Raw genomic sequence first — 17,175 nt, forward strand, 5'->3', positions numbered from 1 at the left:
TCACGAGTGACGGAGGGAGACGGCGACATGAACGCTGAGCGTCATTTGCGCGCCGTACCCGCGTCCGGGTCACCCGCTCCGCAGGCCGCGACGCCCGATTCCCCGGAAGCTCTCGCTGGCCTCGTGGAAAGCACCGCCCGCGGCGACGAGGATGCGTTTCAAGCGCTCTACGACCTCGTCGCCGCGGCGGTGTTCGGCCTCGCCCTGCGAATAGTGCGCGACCGCGACATGGCGCGCGATGTTGCGCAAGAGGCGCTAGTCGAGGTGTGGCGGCAGGCGGCGCGGTTTGACCGCTCTGCCGGCACCGCACGTTCATGGATCCTCACCATCGCCCACCGGCGCGCCGTTGACCGTGTGAGATCCGAGCAGGCACACTCCACACGGATGCTGCGCCATGCGGTCGTGGAAGAGGTGGACCACGGGGGCCAGGAGCAGGTGCTCGACCGCATGCACCACGAATGGCGCGCCGCCCGGGTGAGGACGGGCATGCAGGCGCTCACGGAGCGTCAGCGGGAAGCAATCGAACTGACATATTTCAAGGGCTACACCCACAAGGAGGTGGCCCACGCCCTGGAGATTCCGTTGGGCACTGCGAAGGCTCGCATCCGCGACGCCCTCATTAAACTTCGAGACACGTGGGGAGCGGATCGATGAACGACAACATTCATTCACTTGCCGCGCCCTACGTCGTCGACGCGCTCACGGACGCCGAGCGCGCAGAGTTCTCGCACCACCTTGCGGGCTGCGACGATTGCCGCGACGAGGTGCGCTCACTCGCGGGTGCCGTTGACGAGCTCGCGTTGGCACAGGAAAGCGCGCCTCCCATGAGCCTCAAAGGTGCCGTGATGGATGAGGTCCGCCGCACGCCGCAGGTCACCCCAGACGGCGCAACCTCAGCCGCTCATGCAACCGCTATCGGCGATGCGGCCGTGCCGCACGACGAGCTGGCCGGACGCCGCGATCGGACCCCTCGTGGCGACGCGCGCGTGCGTGCTGCCCGCCGTCGGTGGGTGCTGTCGGGAGTCGCCGCGGCATCGGCCGTGCTCGCGGTGATCGCCGGGGTCACGTGGACGGGAGCCCGTGCGGAGCGCGAGGCCGAACTTGCGCTGGAAAAGGACGTGATGATGGTCGCGTCCGCCCCGGATGCTGCCTCGATGGATCTTGAGCTGGGGCGCGGTCACGTCGTCACCAGTGAACGCATGGACTCACTGGTGGTGATGGGCACGGCCGCGCCGATGCCCGACGACGGCATGGAGTATCAGCTATGGCTGGTGATGGCCGACGGCACCAAGATGGCCGGGCCCACGTTCATGCCACACGACGGTGAGTACATGGCCGTGGCAGAGGGCGCGATGGGTGATGTGGCGGCAGTGGCCGTCACAGTAGAGCCCCCCGGCGGATCAAGCGAACCGACGTCCGACCCCGTGTGCGTGACGGAGATGCCCACCAAGGCATAGGACGTGAGCGCGAAGTCGCCCACCGTGCAGACCAGCCCGATCCGCGTAAGACTGGACCTATGGCGGAGATTCTGCTGTTCCACCACGCGCACGGCCTCACCGACGGGCTGTGTGCGTTCGCTGATCGCCTGCGCGGGGATGGCCACACCGTGCACACGCCTGACACCTACTCCGGGCGCGTATTCGACAACCTGGACGAGGGCATCGCGTTTGCCGCGACCATTGGCCGCGACGCCGTGGCACACGTCGCCATGCGGTCGGCGCGCACCTTTTCGCATGCTGACGTAGCGATGGGGTTCTCGATGGGGACCATGCAAGCGCAATTGGTCGCGCAGCACGTGCGCCGGATGCGCGGGTGCGTGCTCATGGGCGGCGCCGCCAATCCTGACCACCTGGGGTCCTCATGGCGCCCTCAGGTGCCGCTCCAGGTCCACGTCGCTGACCCGGACGACTGGTGCACGGCGGAAGAGGTCGAGGTTCTGCACCGCTCAGCACCCCATGCAGAGGTCTTTACCTATGCGGACAAGGGCCACATGTTCGTGGACCCCTCATTGGACGACTACGACGCCGACGCTGCCGACAGGTTTGAGGAGCGGGTGCTCGCTTGGCTCGGCGACCTTTAGAGCCGCTCGCGGGAGTCGCAGCGTAGCTCTTGCGCAACTCAGCCCTGTATCGACTGAGCCCAGTGTCAACCCAGTCCAGTAGCGACTCAGTCGAGTGGATCTGTCGCGTCCGCCACTGCGGCATTGAGCACGTCTACGAGCTGGGCGGGGTCCATGCTGACTGCTACTCCGTGCGCTCCCCCGCCAATGGACACGGGGCCCTCTCTCGACACCACGAGCCGGTCGGCAATCACGGGCCAGGGCGTACCATCTGCAGACCTCGCTGCGCCAAACGGCGTGATGGTTCCGCGCTCGTAGCCAGTGACCTCGCGCGCCACATCCTTGTCAGGCATCGAGAGCCGGCTCACGCCAAGGTAGTCGCGCAACTTTGGCCATGAGATCTGCCGGTCTCCTGGCACCAGCACAAACAGGAAGTCGCCCTCGCCGCGCCGGACCACCAGTGTCTTGAGAATTTGTCGCGGTTCCAAACCTCGCACCCGCGCTGCTTCGTCGAGTGAGGCGACGGGCCCGTGCTGGGTGATCTGGTGCTCAATGCCTAAGTCTTGAATAGCGCGGATAGCGGCGGTGTCGGGGATGTCGGCTTCGCGGGCGGGCTCGCTGCCGGTGTGTGTCACGCGGAGCCTCTCACTTGCCCGTGCGGACAACGGCGGAGTCCGTGGAGAAGTTGCCCGAGGGAACGCGCACGTCGTCAACGTCGACAGCAATCCACGGCGCTACTTCCTCGCCGTACCAAGAGCCGACGGCGTCCGTCGCGGCGCCAAACCAGTTCCCTGAGATCGCGCTGTACACCAGGGCGATGATCGCGGCCAGGACGGCCGCTTTGACGCCCCACTCGAGGCCGACGACTCCAATCGATGCGCGCCGTGCCGCAACGTTGCTCGCGTGCTCGGGCGCTGGGTGCGCGGCATGCGGGGTGTGCGCCTCATCGATGTCGAGCGGGAACGGGTCCGCGATGGGGTCGGTTGATGGCTGCGGCGCCCTCGACGCGCGGGTACGAGTGGCCGTCACACGCCACGCACCTGCACGGGGCACCGGGAGTCCGGGGGTTGTCACGTTTCCTCCATGGTGTGGGGACTGCGCGCCATCAGTGACCAGTTTTGCACCATTTGCACCCTCCCGCCGAGGGCGATACCCAACTGTGACCTGATGATCATCTCGATGGCCACAACACCGCGCACGGCCAGGTTATTCCCCAGCCTTTACTTCCCATTGACCCGCCTGCCGCACCCCGAGCGCACGCCCACATGACAGCTTCCCAGCCCCGGCATCGGCCCTTACCGTCCGGTCGGAAAGTGTGCCACACTTGCGTGACATCAGTGTTGAGATGACAGGACCCGCCGTGCCTACTGACGACCACCCACTGCCGCGCGCCGCCGCCACCGCTGCCGCCCACACCGGTGACGCCACGTGGGTCCCCTCCCCGTCAGACCACCGCCCGCAGGCACGCGGCCACGGTCCGTCGTGGACGCCAGTGACGACGCCACGACGCGCCCGCGCCACGCTCGTGGTCATGGCCTGCGCCGCGTTCGCCCTGGTCACCAATGAGATTGCCCCGCTTGGCCTGATCCGCTCCATGGCCGTGGACCTCAATCAAAGCGAGTCCACCATTGGCCTACTCACCACCGGCTTCGCCGTCACCGTCATGGTCGCGACCGTGCCGCTGACGCTCCTCACCACCCGCCTTGACCGGCGAGCGGTGCTCGTGGGCGTGATGGCTTTCTGGTCACTTGGCGCGCTCGTCATTGCCCTGTCCGACTCCTTCGCGCTCGTCATGACCGGCCGCGTGATGACCGCCCTGGGTCACGCGCTGTTCTGGGCGGTCGCCACCCCGGCGGCGGCCGGGCTCTTCGCGCCTCACCTGCGGGGCCGCTCAGTCACCCGCTTGATGCTCGGCGGGGCAACGGCGGGCGTGGTGGGGCTGCCGCTCGCGACGGTGCTGGGCCAACGCACGTCGTGGCAGGTGCCGTTTTGGATTCTGGCGGCGCTCGGAATCGCGGTGGCCCTCGCAATCGCTGTCCTCATGCCGAGCTTTCGCACCTCAGAGGGCTCCGTGGCACGGGGCGACGTGCCATCACTGCCCCGGTTCATCCGGGTGCTCGTCGTGGTGTTGCTCACCTGTACGGCCACGGCGACCACGTGGACTTACATCGCCCCCTTCTACGTCGACGTGGCGGGGTTCTCGGAGGAGTCGGTGCCAGCTCTGCTCGCCCTCGCCGGCGCGTCCGGCATGGTGTCGATGTACGCCGTGGGCCGCTTCCTAGACCGCTGGCCCGTGAAGTCCCTGGCGGTGGGCGAGGGCCTGCTGTTGCTGTTGTGGTGCGGCCTCGCAACCATGGGGCACATGCCGGTGGTGGCAATCGTGATGCTGGTAGTGCAGGGGCTCGCATGGTCGACCGCGGTGGCGGCGATGGCCAACTGGGCGCTGCGCCACACGCCGTGGTCCTCCGACATTGGCATGAGCGCTCAGGCCAGCACGTTCAATGCTGGCAACGCCTTGGGATCCGCCCTGGGCGCAGGGATCCTGGCCTGGTGGGGCGCGCAGTGGCTGCCGGTTGCCTCAGCGCTCATCACGGCGGTGGTTGCAGTGTTGGTGTGGCAGGTCGCGCCCGAGGCCACTCGCCTTCTCCACCGGCGCGCCCGCACCCCAGAGGCGCGCCGGCGCGCTGCGTCGCGAGGGACCATCAGTTAGGTTCCGGCTATGGCTTCTCTCACCACTGACGGACGGCTCCAGGCCCCCGAACTCGCCGCGCTCAAGAACACCTCGACACTCACCGTGCTGTTCGCGGTGTGGGTCGGCGGGCAGATTGCCCTCGCGGGATTCGTTGGCGGCTATTACGGGGGTCTGGTGACAGACCCGTTCGCGTCGTTTCCGTTCTCGTTCGCCGGCATGCTGGGCGGGCTCATCGTGGGGGCCTTCGCGGTGCTCCCGGTGTATGCGATCTATAAGGTCGTGGAGAAGGTCCTCCACACCCTGCATGCGCAGTTTGAGGCGAAGGTGCTCATCGACAATTGGCGGTCACGCCGCCCGCAGCCCGGTGACGCGCAGGCTGGTACCGACTAGCAGCTGCCCGGCCGGGAGGCGATGTCGCAGGTCGCCGATACTGTGCCACCTATGAGGTTTCTGCACACCAGTGACTGGCACATTGGGCGCACCTTCCACGGGCACAGCACAGACGAGCATCTGCGCACCGTCTTGCGTGCCATCGCGGACACCGCACGCGAGCGGGATGTGGACGCTGTGATCGTTGCGGGCGATGTGTTCGACTCCTCAACCCCCAAAGCGGAGGCCTTCACGATCCTGGCTGAAGCGCTGAAGAACATCCGCGCCACAGGTGCCCACGTGATCCTCACGTCCGGGAACCACGACGGGCCTGCACGGTTGGCGCACAACGCCGCCTTCGCCAGCGCCGGTGGCGTCCACATCAGGGCAGACCACACGGACCTCTCCCCCGTCGCGGTCGCCGACGCACACGGCGAGGTGCTGGTCTACGGCATCCCGTACCTGCACCCGGAGTTCATGCGCAGCGCATACACGGACTTCACCGGCAGCACGCATCAGGACGCGCTGGCCTTTGCCGTGGACCAGGTGAGGGCGGATGTCGCTTTGAGGGCGGATGTCGCTTTGAGGGCGGATGTCGCTTTGAGGGCCGATGCGGCCGGGAGGGTCGCTTCCGGCTCGGCTCATTCTGGCTCGCCGAGGTACATCGTCGCGGCGCACTGCTTCGCCGCATCCGTCGGTGGCGAGGCGCCGCCGGAGACCACAGAGGACTCGGGGCGTGCGGAGGAGCGTGACATCACGCGCGGCGGGCTGAACCTTGTCGCGGCGAGCACCTTTGACGGGGCTGCCTACGCGGCGCTCGGTCACATCCACTCGCGGCAGGTGCTGGCCGACACGGTGCGCTACTCAGGTGCGCCGCTACGGTTCAGCTTTGGAGAGCGGTCGAGCGCAAAGGGTATGTGGCTCGTCGACATCGACGGCAACGGGTCCGCACAAACGGAGTGGATCGACCTGCCTACACCGCGGGCGGCCGTGCGGCTCGAGGGCACTCTCGCCGAGCTGATGGGTGACGGCACCCACGAGGATGCCCGCGAGGCATGGGTGGAGGTCGTCCTCACCGACGACCAGCTTCCCCGCGACGCCATGCGCACCATCCAAGAGCGCTTCCCGCACGCGGTCACCCTGACCCACCGCCCGTCTAACGTCCACGATCACGGCGAACAGGATTACGCCGCTCGCGTGGAGGGCAAGAGCGACGTGGAAGTCTTCGAGGAGTTCCTCACGTACGTGCGCAACGGCGCCGGCCCCAGCGAGCCGGAGCGCGAACTGTTCAACGGCGCCTTGGACGCGTTGGAGCGCACGGAGGCCTCGCAATGAAGGTCCTGACACTCGACATCGAGGGCTTTGGCCCGTACCTGGCGCGCCAGCGCATCGACTTCACCCAGTTTGAGGACGACATCTTCTTGCTCACCGGCAAGACTGGCGCGGGCAAGTCCACCATCCTGGATGCCATCGTGTTCGCCTTGTACGACAAGGTGCCCCGCTACGACGGCGCCGACAAGTCTGTGCGCAGCCACTTCTGCGCGCCAGGCGACCCCACCGAGGTCACGCTCACGTTCGAGGCCGGCGGCGCGCGCTACAAAGTCACCCGCTCCCCCGACTTCATGCGGCCCAAGCAGCGCGGCGACGGGCTCACCAAGCAGGCGGCGAGCGCGCAACTGTGGATCGAGCGGGACGGTGACTGGGAGGCGCTCGCCGTGCGCCCCGTCGAGGTGGGCCAGGCGATCGCCGACATCATGCGCCTCACAGCCGAGCAGTTCTTGCAGGTGGTGCTGCTGGCGCAGGGACGCTTCCAGGAGTTCCTCCAGGCGGACACCAAGGACCGCCTCGCGGTGCTGCGTAGCCTGTTCGGCACGTCGAGGTTTCGCGCCATCGAGGAGCACTTGCGCGAGGTCGCGCGGGAGCGTGGCCGAGATGTCGAGGCGGCCGATGCCTCCTTGAGCGACCTCGTGGCGCGTGCGGTGACGCTCGTGGGCACTGAGGCTCCGGAGCCCGCGCGGGTCACGCAGTGGTGGGGGGACGCAGCCGAGCGAGTGGCAGGGGCCGCGGAACAGGCAACGGGCGCGCGTAAGGAGGCGGCTCAGCGGGCCGATGCCGCGGCGGAGGCGCTCGCGCAGGCGAAGGCCGTCGAGGACAAGCGTGGCCGGCTCGAGCGGGCGCGCGCGACGCTCGCCGAACTCGAGGAGGCGGCCGACGCTCACGCCGAGGACGTCGAGCGCCTGGGGCTCGCACGCGCCGCAGCGCCCTTGGTGGGCGCCGTCCGGTCCGCGCGAGACGCCGCACAGGCGCTCGAGACGGCGCGGTCGCGGCACCGACTCGCGTGCGAGTCGGCGACTGCGGACCCGGCGATGGTGCTCGCATGGCCGGCCGGTGCGGCGGCAGATGAGGACCTCTCCGAGGCCTCGGAGGATGCTCTGCGCGTAGCGGCAGAGCAGGCCGCGTCGAAGGCAGGCGCTCTGGCCCCGGCGCTCGAGGCCGAGCAAGCCCTCCCTGACCTCCGCCAATACCTCACGGAGTCTGAGGCGACGCTCACCACGGCACGCGAGCGCCATGCGGAACTAGACGACCAGCGCAAGCAGTTGCCCACCCACCTTGCTGAGTTGCGCGAGCGGCGCGAGGAGGCAACCGTGGCATCGGCCCGTCTGGACGACGCCGCCGGAGCGCTCCGGCGAGCAGGCGACGTGCTGGACGCCCATGCGCGGGCGGCCGAGCTCGAGGCCGCGCTGGCGACGGCGCGCGTGAAGGAAGGCGAGGCGTCCACGGCTCATGTGCGCGCCGCCGAGGCACACAACGCCCTGGTGCACCGGCGCCTGCGATCACAGGCGGCTTACCTCTCACAGGCGCTAGAGCCGGGTGAGCCGTGCCAGGTGTGCGGGTCAACGGAGCATCCGGCGCCGGCGAGGCCCTCCGACGACCACGTCACCGATGACGAGGTGGAGGCGGCCCGCGCGCAGATGGAGGCAGCGCACGCCGCGCTGACCACAGCCACCGAGGCGGCGAGGGTGGTCGACAGGGACGTGGCGGCCGCGCGTGCCGCCACCGGCGATACCGATGAGGAAGAGGCTCACGCCGCGCTCCTCGAAGCCCGCGAGGCGCACGATCGAGCGACCGACGCCGCGGCCGAGCGCGACCGACTCGGCGCGGAGGTTGCTGCTCTCGAGGCACGGGTGGACGCGCTCGAGGCCGACGTGCAGGCGGCGGCGGATTCCGTGGGCGAGGCTCAGGTAGCAGTGGCGGCGGCGACCAAGGACGTGGCCGATGCCGAGGCGCTCACCGCGTCCGCACCCGAGGGCTATGAGTCCGTGCGCTCGTACGCGGATGCGCTCGGTCACGCGCGGGAACTGTTGCAACGCGTTGCCGGCGCCGCCGGGGACGTGGATGAGGCTGGGCGTGCGGCGGCGGCGCGCGAGGCCGAGGTAGCCCAGGCGCTCAGCGCGAGCGACTTCGACACCGCGGATGCCGCGCTCGAGGCCTCACTCTCATCGGGCGAGCTGGACGCGCTGGCCCGCGGCGTCGAGGAGCATCGCACGCGGCTCAGCGGCGCCCAGGCCGTGGTGGCTGAACTCGCTGAGGAGGACCTGCCTGACGAGGTCTCGGACCTTGAGGCGCTGGCGTCGCAGTCCGCGGAGGCGTCTCAGGCGCGCGATCAAGCGGTCGCGGCGGAAGCATCAGCGAAGGCCACCGCGACTCAGGTCGGGACCATGCGAAACGAGTACGACGACAAGGCTGCCGCCACGCAGGCGGCACGCGAGGTCCGCGATGTGGCGCTGACGCTCGCGGACTCCGTCGCGGGAGATCCACCTAATGAGCGACGCATGCGGCTGGAGTCCTTTGTGCTGGCCTCCAAGTTGGAGCGGATCGTGTCCGCGGCCAACCAGCGGCTGCAGGTGATGTCCGGCGGGCAGTACCGGCTGGAGCACGACGACGACCGGCAGTATCGCAACACGCAGACCGGTCTGGGGCTGCGCATCGCCGACTCTCACACGGGCAGGTCCCGCTCTACGCGATCGTTGTCTGGTGGAGAGACGTTCCTGGCGTCGCTCGCGCTGGCGCTGGGTCTCGCGGAGACGGTGTCTGCTGAGGCTGGCGGAGTGCGGCTGGACACCTTGTTCATCGATGAGGGCTTCGGTTCGCTCGACGGCGACACCCTCGAGGTCGCGATGTCGACGCTCGACGAGTTGCGGGCCGGCGGCCGCACCATTGGCCTCATCTCCCACGTGGAGGCGATGAAGGAGCAGATCCCGGCAAAGCTGGATGTGGTGAAGGCCGCCGACGGATCGAGCCGGGTGGTGGCCAAGCAGATGTAGGCGCCGCGTAGGGGGTCTATGCCTCGCGCGCCTCCGGAAGGCTCCGGCCCACGATCGCTCCGGCAACACCAAGCGCGGCCAGCAGTGCCAGGGCGTAGTCGTTGCCCCAGGCCGCGAGCGCCGCGGTGATCGCGCCGGCGGCGAGCAAGAGCACGCCCATGAGGGTGTTCGCGACGGCGACATACTGCGTGCGCTGGTCGCCCTCGGCGATGTCCACGACGTAGGTCTTCCTGGCCAGCCGCGCACCCACGTGCACGAGGGCGAGCAGCAAGTACGTGGCGGGCGCCAGCCAGGCGGCTTCGCCCGTGGCAGGCAGCGCTACGAGCCCCAAGAACACGACGATCACGGCGGAGCTCGCGAGCGAAGCTCCGATCATGAGGCGGCGCGAGGACTTGTCCGCGAGACGCCCGAACAGCGGGCCGCCGATGATCCCTGCCACGCCCTGTGCGAGCACAAACAGGCCTAGCGAGCCGAGCCCGCTTGCCCCCTGCGCCAGCCCTACGCCCACCACGAATGGCGGGCTCAGCGCGGTGACGAGCAACAGCGCGCGGGCGATGACGAACTTACGGAAGACGGCATCGGCCTTCCACAGTTCCCATGCCTGCGCGGCCCAGTTGGGCCCGTCCTCGGCCTCAGGCTCGACGTCCTCCGCGGGTTCACGAATGGTCGCGTAGACCGCGGCGGCGATGCCCCACGCGACCGCAGCGCCGGCGAACAGCACGGCCAGCACGCCCACGCCAACGCTGTCCCCGCCCCAGATGCGTAGCGCCAAGCCGAGGGTGAGCGCCACGACGGCGGCCGCAACCGTAGTGACGCCCTTGATCTGCCCGCGCACGCCCTTAGGCACGGTGCGTCCCAGGACGTCCTTGCTCGCGATTGACGTCAGTGAGCGGGCAAGTGCAAAGACCGCGAGCGCGGCGAGCACACCGATGCCAGCCAACACGCCTTCAGCGGTGGCCGCCACGAGCGCAAGCCCTGCGGCTGCGAGCGCCTGACCCACGGATCCGGCCACCCACACCCACTTGCGCACCCGCTGGCGACGCACCCACGGCGCCCACGCGGCCTGCGGCAACATTGACCCGGACTCGCGGATCGGCACCACGAACGCGACAAACGCGCCAGGCGCGCCCAGGGCGTTGAGCAGCCACGGCAGCACCGTCTTCGCGTTGACGACCTGGTCGCCCGTGGACTGAAGCGCCTGCGCGGCCATCTGCCGCACTGCGTTGCCGGCGACGTAGGGGCGGGCGTCCTGACTCACGCTGTCGAGGTCGGCGTCGTCATCCTTGATGAGCTTGGCGAAGATGCGTTGGGAGGGCACGGGTTCATTGTCTCAGGCCCGCTCAAAGGGCCGATGCTCGGGCTGAGCGGGCGAGCGAGCCGCAGCTGGGCAGGACTAGCCCCGAGGAGCCGCCGCGCGCGCCGCCGCCAGGGCTTGCTCCGCACTGAGCGTGGGGGCGAGCACGTAGAGCTGTTCGACGTCCTCGCCCTCCACGGCGTCGATGCCCGGCTGTGCCGCCAGCGCCGACTCGTATTGGCCGTACGCCTTCTCTCCCCACTGGTAGAGCGCGGCGTTGTCGACACTGACCACGTAGGTGAACTCCACGCGGTCCGAGGGTTCGACGAACTGAATGAGCTCCTCGACCGGCAGCTGACGAAACGCGACTTCCTCGATCACCGTCACGGGCGGGGCCTCAGCCAGCATCGGCGGCACATCGATATGCCAGGTGGGCGCCCCCTTACCCAGCAGTCCGCCCAGGCGGCGCTTGGACGCGCGGCGCGCCTGCGCGAGCACCACGTCCTGGTCCTGCGGCCACGCATCCGCAGCGGCGGCGTGCGCCAACTCGCGGCTCACATGGAACGGGAATTGGAAGCGCGACGTCCCGCAGCCGCCTTCGGCCCAATACAGGGCGGCAGACATCGTCGACGAGGCGCAGCTACGCCCGTCATCGCCAACCATCGCCTCGCCGTAAAGGATTGCAGTCCGGTCCAGGATGACCGACCAGCCGCGCTCGTGGACCCCGTACAGGTGCGCCACGTGAAAGGCCAGAGCGTCGATGAGCCTCGCACCCACGGGCGTGATTCCAAATGTCTGCGGCGCGTGTCGAAGCCATCCAGGTTCGGGCACGTCGCCGCCGTCCCACAGGTGCGTGAGCACCAGCGACACCGCCCACCGATAGTTCGCGATGGTGGACTCGTACGGCGCGCCGTGCTCCGCGTTCCACACGGTCTCCATCACTGCTCGGCTGATGGGCTCGCCTTGCAGCCATTCCTTGACAGGCGCGACCTGATCGGCACTCTCGTCACGCTCAAAGCGACTCAAGGACCCCTCCCCTGTCAACTGTTAGTCGAAGCCTATCGGGCCGTCTGGCCTGGCTGTTGATGCGCCGGGAATCTCGCGTCGCTCACATGTCGCGCGTGCTGGGCGCCCTCGTCGCCCTCGACGTCGACTTCACAGCGACCTTTGAGGGTGACTAGCCCGTAGCTAAGTGGTGGCGATTCCACCAGTACGATCAACCCTCGTCACCATCTGCCTAAGGGAGTCAGAATGCGCAAGCGCTGGATCGCGCTCATCGTTGTCGGAGTCGTGCTCGTCGCGGCACTCATCACCGCCTACTTCATGGGACGCCAACTGTTCCAGATGCCGTCAGCGCAGAAGGTTGACTCGGTGATAGGCGAGATTGGCGGCGAGCGAGTGCTGGGTGTCTTCTCGCACCCCGATGACGAGCAAACAGTGAACGGCCTGTTCTGGCGCGCGCATGATCAGGATGACGCCTACACCGCGATGGTGACCATGACGGCGGGCGAGGCTGGCACGCAGGTGCCGGTCGTGGCGCGGCAAGAAGACCTCGGCGTTGTCCGCACAGCAGAGGCCCTCAAGAACAGTTTTCACCTAGGAGTCGACGAGCACGAGGTGTGGGACTACCCCGACGGTGGCGTGCCCCAGGCAGACGAGGCGGAGCTCGTCGACCGCCTCGCGGCGACGATCACGCGGGTCGAGCCCGATGTGATCGTGGGCTTCTGGCCCGCCAGCGGCGCTACCGGCCACGCCGACCACATGGAGACCGGGCGCATCACGGAACTGGCCATCGCCCAGGTCGCCGGGGAGGGCGGCACCTACGCCGGGCCGGACTACCTGGTGTACACGATCAGCCCCACCAAGGCCCTCGAGATGTTTGGCGGGGAAACCGGCGCGTTCGTGGCGGCGAACCAGCCCGACCCTCACTACGCCATGCCCGCCGAGGTGGGCCTCAAGAAAGACGGCTGGGAGATCCATGCCTCCCAAGAGGACTACCTCCAAGCCAGCTACGGCCTACCGGAGTGGCTCGTCTACGCGTTGTGGGACCAGGAGTTCTACTACGTTCGCGACCTCACCGAGGACTCGATTTCGGTTTCGTAGTAGGGCCGATGTCCGAATCGGTTTACCGTACGGGTGACCGTCACACCTGAGCGCTGGTCCGGCACGATCCGCTAGGCGTCCCAAGGGTCGTGAACTCCCGCGATGTCACGAACCTCCGAACGCAACTCAACCGCAGACGCGAGAATGGAGCGCTCAATAGCCGCATCTCGCTCGCTCAGATTGCCCGCGATGGCCTCGGTGAACAGCCGAGCGCTTCGATCAACGTACTCGTCAACGAGCCCGAGCGCTTCCGCGACGTTGTCTTTATCGCAATCCTGATGAGTGAACAACGCGGCAATGAGGTTATGAAGCAGCGCGGTGAAGTCAGACTGCGCGAAAGGGTCGGGAGTCTCACACGCAAGTTCCTCGCGGACCAATCGGACTGCCGCGCGCTTGTCTGCGATTTCAGGGACGCACCAAGTGTGCGAGCGCGACGTCAAGCGGCGCGAACTCAGCTCCCAAGCCCGGGTCATACGCACGGAGCGCTGCACCTCGCCCCCGTCGTTTTCGTCTTGGCCACCATCGTGTGAGGTCATTCGCTCAAACTAAACGCACACACTGACATTGTGACGTGTCGGACCGTGTCGATATGGTCGTTACGGGCCGTACGAGTGCCCACCACATTGCTGAGGAGCACATATGTCACATGTCGACGACAACAATCCCACGGACGCACGGTTTCCCCGATTGCCAGCGGACTTGCGAGTCGAACTCGGGAATCGTCCCCCCGGGCATCCGCCCGTGAGATTCCCAACGGAGCCGTGGCAGGCACTCATCAATGCGACGGCACAAGTGGAGCTCGATCTCAGCTCCCTCGGCGGCAGTATCCGTCGCGATGAAGTTGTCGCACTTGCAGATCGAGCCATTGGCTCCGGGAGGTATCTCGATGCCTTTATCTTGACAATGATCTGGGGCTACGGACCCGCAGGATACGGCCCATCGCGAACGCGAAGCGTCATAGAGAGCGAGCCCGCCGAAAACTCAAAGGGTGCCTCATCGGTAGAGGCACGGCTCGCCGGGGCAAGCAATCTCGCGCGGACCGGATCGCTCATAGACAGAGCCGACAAGGCGTACCGGTTCATCAACCGTGGCGAAGGTGAATGCAAGAACCTAGGTCCGTCGTTCTTCACCAAGTGGCTTTACGTCTCGTCGGCCCAGGGCGCCGCGCGAAGCGCGATGGCGCTGCCTATTCTCGACGAAGTCACGCGCCAATACGTAAATCGCAACCGAGGCACCATTGCGCCGATCCGTGTTCGCTATACCGATGACTACGTCCGCTATGTGAAGGTACTCAACCATTGGGCCGGCGAGGCCGAGGAGGGCACCTCAATCGTGGATGTAGAAGAAGCGATCTTCGCGGTTGCCCGACGGTCGCACGTGTCTTGGACCGACGACCGCTCACTCGACACCGTATTGCGGTGAGAGTCGATCGTCGGACGTCATCCTGAGCATGCATCGACAACTCTCCTGTGGCGACACAGTGCCTAGCCAATAGACGGGTGTCGAGCGAAGATATGAGCGGCCACAACAACCTCGTCCTGATCCTCGACACCAAATCCCAGCGATGGAAAGACCGGACGCGCGACGTCCGCAACGTCCAGCCAACAGACCAGGGCTTCGCGGTGACGTTCTCCAACGGCAAGCGTTACCAGTACGGTCCGGAGCGGGTTGTATTTTCGGAGGCCACTGAGGACATCTCTATTGCCCCCGACCAACGCGTCACCATCGCTGGCGCCGTCGCCGGAGGAGCCACGCGCGTCCAGTATTTCGGGGACCACACGACTGGGTGGGGCCGCGTGCAGTACACGAATGGGTTCTGGTCAGTGGCGCGCGCAGCTCAGGACATCGAGATTCTGGCTTCCGGGGTCACCCGAGAAGCCACTCCTGTATGGGAAGCACTGAAGGCGTACTCGGAGGGACTACCCGAAGACGACCCCACGCGGCGGGGATTCGAGCGAATGCGCTTTGTCCACCCCGGCAGTGCACTCGCGCGCTACCTCAACGCAGGCGACCCCACGGATCCCACTTCCGACCCAGAAGCGGCCGAGCCCATCTTCCCGTTCCAAGCGAACCTCTCGCAGCGGACAGCGGTTCCTCTCGCGCTCACCCAGCCGATCACGGTGATCGACGGGCCTCCGGGTACGGGCAAGACGGAGACAATCCTCAACATCATCGCGAATGTCGTCGCCGATCCGGGCGGCAAGGTCGCGGTGGCAACCCTCGCGAACGCCGCCGTGGACAACATCTACGAGAAGCTCACAAAGGAGGGGCTGGGCTTCGTCGCTGCACCGTTGGGCAATCGCGAACGTGTCGAGGCGTTTGTCCAGGGCCAGCGGCTGCGCGCGAACGAGCTCACCACCTACGTGCAGGGGCTCTCCCCCGCCATCATCGACCCCACGCGCCTCGCCGCAGCGCGCTCGGCCGTGACGACGGTGTACCGGACCCAGTGGCGGCTTGCACAGGCACGCGCGGAGCTCCGTGTGACGCGTGCAGAACAGTCCCTATTCCTCGAGCGGCGTGAAGCCGCCCTGACTGATGCGGTCGAGTTACCGCGGAAGGTGACCAAAGCATCGGCCGATGCTTTGGTCACCCTGCTCGCGGAACTTGAGGTGCGTGACACCGGCCTGTCGAGGTGGCGGAGTTGGCGACAGAGGCGGCGGCTGCGGCGCACCTTTGGGTTGCGACCGCACGTGCTCGATGCGGACATCCGCGCGCAGGTTCAGCAGGAGTTTTACACGGCGCGCATCGACGAACTCACTTACGAAATTGACCAGGCCGAGGCGCTGCTCGGCTCTGCCGAACTCGAGGCCGCCGTTCGCGACGTGCGGCACATGTCGAGCGACGTTCTGGACGCGGGAATCGTCGCCAGGTACGGAGGGCGCTCCGATGCCGACGCTCCCACGTTCGACGCGGACACCATGTGGCAGGACACCGACCGTCTGGCACGCGAGTACCCAGCGATCTTGAGCTCGTGCCACTCGCTTCCTAAGTACGTCAACGCCAACGAACTGCTCGATGTACTGATCCTGGATGAAGCCTCGCAGATCAGCCTGCCCGTGGCAGTACTGGCCTTGGCAATGGCGCGGCGAGTGGTGATCGTGGGCGACACTAACCAGTTGGGACACATCCTTAGTGATAGTGCCTCAAACGCCACTCCCCCGGACGGGCCGTACGACTTCGAGCGCCACTCCATCCTCAGTTCCGTCATCGAGCTCTACGGCGATACGCTGCCGCGGGTCATGCTGCGCGAACACTACCGCTGCGATCCGCGCATCATCGAGTTCTGCAATCGCCAGTACTACGGCGGCGCCCTACTGGCCATGACCGGCGAGGGCGATGGCCCCGCGATGTCCCTGGTCCGTACCGCGCCCGGCTATCACGCCCGCCGCGCTCCTACGGGCGGCGGCGTCAACCAGCGCGAACTCGACGTCGTGGCCCAAGAGGTAGTTCCGCACGTGCTGGCCGACTTCCCTCTCGACGACATTGGTCTCGTAACGCCCTACCGCGCGCAGGCGAACCTTGCAGTGACCGCGTGCCCGGGTCTCGAGGCGGACACGGTGCACAAGTACCAAGGCCGGGCGAAGAAGGCGATGGTCATGTCCGCAGTGGTGTCGGGCCCGGATCCGGCCGATGCCGTGGTCGCGTTTGTCGACGACTCAAGGATGATCAATGTGGCCGTCTCGCGAGCGCAGCAACACTTCGCCCTGGTCGTGAACCCCGACCTCCCCGCCGACTACGCGAACCTCACCGCGCTATCCGAGTACATCGCGATGCAGTCCCCGGGCGACGTGTACCGCTCGAAGGTGGTGTCCGTGTTCGACGTCCTCTACTCGACCTATTCCCAACGCCTGCTCGAGGTATCGCGACGCATCACGGGCCGGCTCCAGTACCGCTCGGAGGAGGCGATGCTGCTGGTGTTGGAGCGCACGCTCGAAGGGCCCGGGTTCGAGGGCATTGGTGTCGCCACACAGGTGCACCTCATCAACCTGCTCCCGCACCTGGACCTGCTGGACGATGCCGCTGCCGGCTACGTGCGCCGTGGGGCGTCGCTCGACTTTGTGCTTTACTCCGAGGTCACAGGCCGCGCGCTGGGTGCGATCGAAGTGGACGGGCACGCATTTCATGCCGCCAATCCTGAGCAGCTCGAGAAGGATGCACTCAAGGACCGGATCTTGGAAACGTATGGTGTTCCGCTCGAGAGGTTTGCGACGACGGGGAGCGGTGAGGACCAGAGAGTTCAAAGCTTCGTGAAATCGGTCACACGAGCATGGACAAGTAACAGCAGGCATTCTCCGGTCCGATAGAGTCGCCTACACCAACGATGCTGAGGGGG

15 protein-coding genes are annotated in these 17,175 nt (G+C 67.1%); 10 read left to right on the forward strand and 5 right to left on the reverse strand.

Annotated features, from left to right (window positions below):
- Nucleotides 1-27: 27 nt before the first annotated feature.
- The 3 genes from AOP75_RS01125 to AOP75_RS01135 are packed head-to-tail and all read left to right on the forward strand — an operon-like array spanning nt 28 to nt 2,080.
- Entirely contained in the window at nt 28-654 is a 627-nt protein-coding gene (locus tag AOP75_RS01125) for a sigma-70 family RNA polymerase sigma factor (RefSeq protein WP_062076550.1), read from the forward strand.
- On the forward strand, nt 651-1,457 hold the full coding sequence (locus AOP75_RS01130; protein ID WP_062076551.1) for an anti-sigma factor: 807 nt from the start codon (nt 651-653) through the stop codon (nt 1,455-1,457). Before AOP75_RS01125 ends, AOP75_RS01130 begins: the two co-directional genes overlap by 4 nt.
- 59 nt (nt 1,458-1,516) lie before the next feature.
- Complete coding sequence (locus AOP75_RS01135) at nt 1,517-2,080, forward strand: dienelactone hydrolase family protein (protein ID WP_062076552.1); 564 nt, start codon at nt 1,517-1,519, stop codon at nt 2,078-2,080.
- 86 nt (nt 2,081-2,166) lie between these two features.
- On the opposite strand, the gene AOP75_RS01140 is transcribed toward AOP75_RS01135, so the two are convergent.
- Together AOP75_RS01140 and AOP75_RS01145 are read right to left on the reverse strand one after the other, a co-directional pair.
- Nucleotides 2,167-2,694: an aminoacyl-tRNA deacylase gene (locus AOP75_RS01140; RefSeq protein WP_439645178.1), complete on the reverse strand. Its 528-nt coding sequence runs from the start codon at nt 2,692-2,694 to the stop codon at nt 2,167-2,169.
- Nucleotides 2,695-2,704: 10 nt separating this feature from the next.
- Nucleotides 2,705-3,133, reverse strand: a complete 429-nt coding sequence (locus AOP75_RS01145; RefSeq protein ID WP_062076553.1) for a hypothetical protein — start codon at nt 3,131-3,133, stop codon at nt 2,705-2,707.
- 286 nt (nt 3,134-3,419) lie between these two features.
- Here AOP75_RS01145 and AOP75_RS01150 point away from each other — a divergent pair, with 286 nt between their 5' ends.
- The 4 genes from AOP75_RS01150 to AOP75_RS01165 are packed head-to-tail and all read left to right on the forward strand — an operon-like array spanning nt 3,420 to nt 9,445.
- A complete protein-coding gene (locus tag AOP75_RS01150; protein ID WP_062076554.1) occupies nt 3,420-4,769 on the forward strand; it encodes an MFS transporter in 1,350 nt (449 codons plus the stop codon).
- 9 nt (nt 4,770-4,778) lie between these two features.
- Nucleotides 4,779-5,141: a hypothetical protein gene (locus tag AOP75_RS01155; RefSeq protein WP_062076555.1), complete on the forward strand. Its 363-nt coding sequence runs from the start codon at nt 4,779-4,781 to the stop codon at nt 5,139-5,141.
- Nucleotides 5,142-5,192: 51 nt separating this feature from the next.
- The gene (locus tag AOP75_RS01160; RefSeq protein ID WP_062076556.1) at nt 5,193-6,455 is read left to right on the forward strand and encodes an exonuclease SbcCD subunit D; all 1,263 of its coding nucleotides are present in this window, start codon (nt 5,193-5,195) and stop codon (nt 6,453-6,455) included.
- Nucleotides 6,452-9,445, forward strand: a complete 2,994-nt coding sequence (locus tag AOP75_RS01165; protein ID WP_062076557.1) for an AAA family ATPase — start codon at nt 6,452-6,454, stop codon at nt 9,443-9,445. Before AOP75_RS01160 ends, AOP75_RS01165 begins: the two co-directional genes overlap by 4 nt.
- 16 nt (nt 9,446-9,461) lie before the next feature.
- On the opposite strand, the gene AOP75_RS01170 is transcribed toward AOP75_RS01165, so the two are convergent.
- Together AOP75_RS01170 and AOP75_RS01175 are read right to left on the reverse strand one after the other, a co-directional pair.
- On the reverse strand, nt 9,462-10,763 hold the full coding sequence (locus tag AOP75_RS01170; protein WP_062076558.1) for an MFS transporter: 1,302 nt from the start codon (nt 10,761-10,763) through the stop codon (nt 9,462-9,464).
- A gap of 75 nt (nt 10,764-10,838) precedes the next feature.
- Nucleotides 10,839-11,765 (reverse strand): hypothetical protein, encoded by a 927-nt coding sequence (locus tag AOP75_RS01175; protein ID WP_062076559.1) that lies wholly within the window; start codon nt 11,763-11,765, stop codon nt 10,839-10,841.
- 225 nt (nt 11,766-11,990) lie between these two features.
- On the opposite strand from AOP75_RS01175, the gene AOP75_RS01180 reads away from it, so the two are divergent.
- Nucleotides 11,991-12,842 (forward strand): PIG-L deacetylase family protein, encoded by an 852-nt coding sequence (locus AOP75_RS01180; RefSeq protein WP_062076560.1) that lies wholly within the window; start codon nt 11,991-11,993, stop codon nt 12,840-12,842.
- 71 nt (nt 12,843-12,913) lie between these two features.
- Here AOP75_RS01180 and AOP75_RS01185 read toward each other — a convergent pair whose 3' ends face one another.
- Nucleotides 12,914-13,378 (reverse strand): hypothetical protein, encoded by a 465-nt coding sequence (locus AOP75_RS01185; RefSeq protein ID WP_062076561.1) that lies wholly within the window; start codon nt 13,376-13,378, stop codon nt 12,914-12,916.
- Between the two features lie 205 nt (nt 13,379-13,583).
- Between AOP75_RS01185 and AOP75_RS01190 the strand changes: the two genes are divergently transcribed.
- Together AOP75_RS01190 and AOP75_RS01195 are read left to right on the forward strand one after the other, a co-directional pair.
- Complete coding sequence (locus AOP75_RS01190; protein ID WP_152649903.1) at nt 13,584-14,264, forward strand: 8-oxoguanine DNA glycosylase OGG fold protein; 681 nt, start codon at nt 13,584-13,586, stop codon at nt 14,262-14,264.
- Between the two features lie 92 nt (nt 14,265-14,356).
- Nucleotides 14,357-17,146: an AAA domain-containing protein gene (locus tag AOP75_RS01195; RefSeq protein ID WP_062076563.1), complete on the forward strand. Its 2,790-nt coding sequence runs from the start codon at nt 14,357-14,359 to the stop codon at nt 17,144-17,146.
- Nucleotides 17,147-17,175 lie beyond the last annotated feature (29 nt).

It is taken from the genome of Demequina globuliformis (genome assembly GCF_000975155.1).
GTDB lineage: Bacteria > Actinomycetota > Actinomycetes > Actinomycetales > Demequinaceae > Demequina > Demequina globuliformis.

Excerpts from the sequence above, each read along its gene's own strand:
- AOP75_RS01125 (WP_062076550.1), top strand. The coding sequence starts at position 28 with ATGAACGCTGAGCGTCATTTGCGCGCCGTACCCGCGTCCGGGTCACCC.
- AOP75_RS01130 (WP_062076551.1), top strand. The coding sequence starts at position 651 with ATGAACGACAACATTCATTCACTTGCCGCGCCCTACGTCGTCGACGCG.
- AOP75_RS01135 (WP_062076552.1), top strand. The coding sequence starts at position 1,517 with ATGGCGGAGATTCTGCTGTTCCACCACGCGCACGGCCTCACCGACGGG.
- AOP75_RS01155 (WP_062076555.1), top strand. The coding sequence starts at position 4,779 with ATGGCTTCTCTCACCACTGACGGACGGCTCCAGGCCCCCGAACTCGCC.
- AOP75_RS01160 (WP_062076556.1), top strand. The coding sequence starts at position 5,193 with ATGAGGTTTCTGCACACCAGTGACTGGCACATTGGGCGCACCTTCCAC.
- AOP75_RS01165 (WP_062076557.1), top strand. The coding sequence starts at position 6,452 with ATGAAGGTCCTGACACTCGACATCGAGGGCTTTGGCCCGTACCTGGCG.
- AOP75_RS01180 (WP_062076560.1), top strand. The coding sequence starts at position 11,991 with ATGCGCAAGCGCTGGATCGCGCTCATCGTTGTCGGAGTCGTGCTCGTC.
- AOP75_RS01185 (WP_062076561.1), bottom strand. The coding sequence starts at position 13,378 with ATGACCTCACACGATGGTGGCCAAGACGAAAACGACGGGGGCGAGGTG.
- AOP75_RS01195 (WP_062076563.1), top strand. The coding sequence starts at position 14,357 with ATGAGCGGCCACAACAACCTCGTCCTGATCCTCGACACCAAATCCCAG.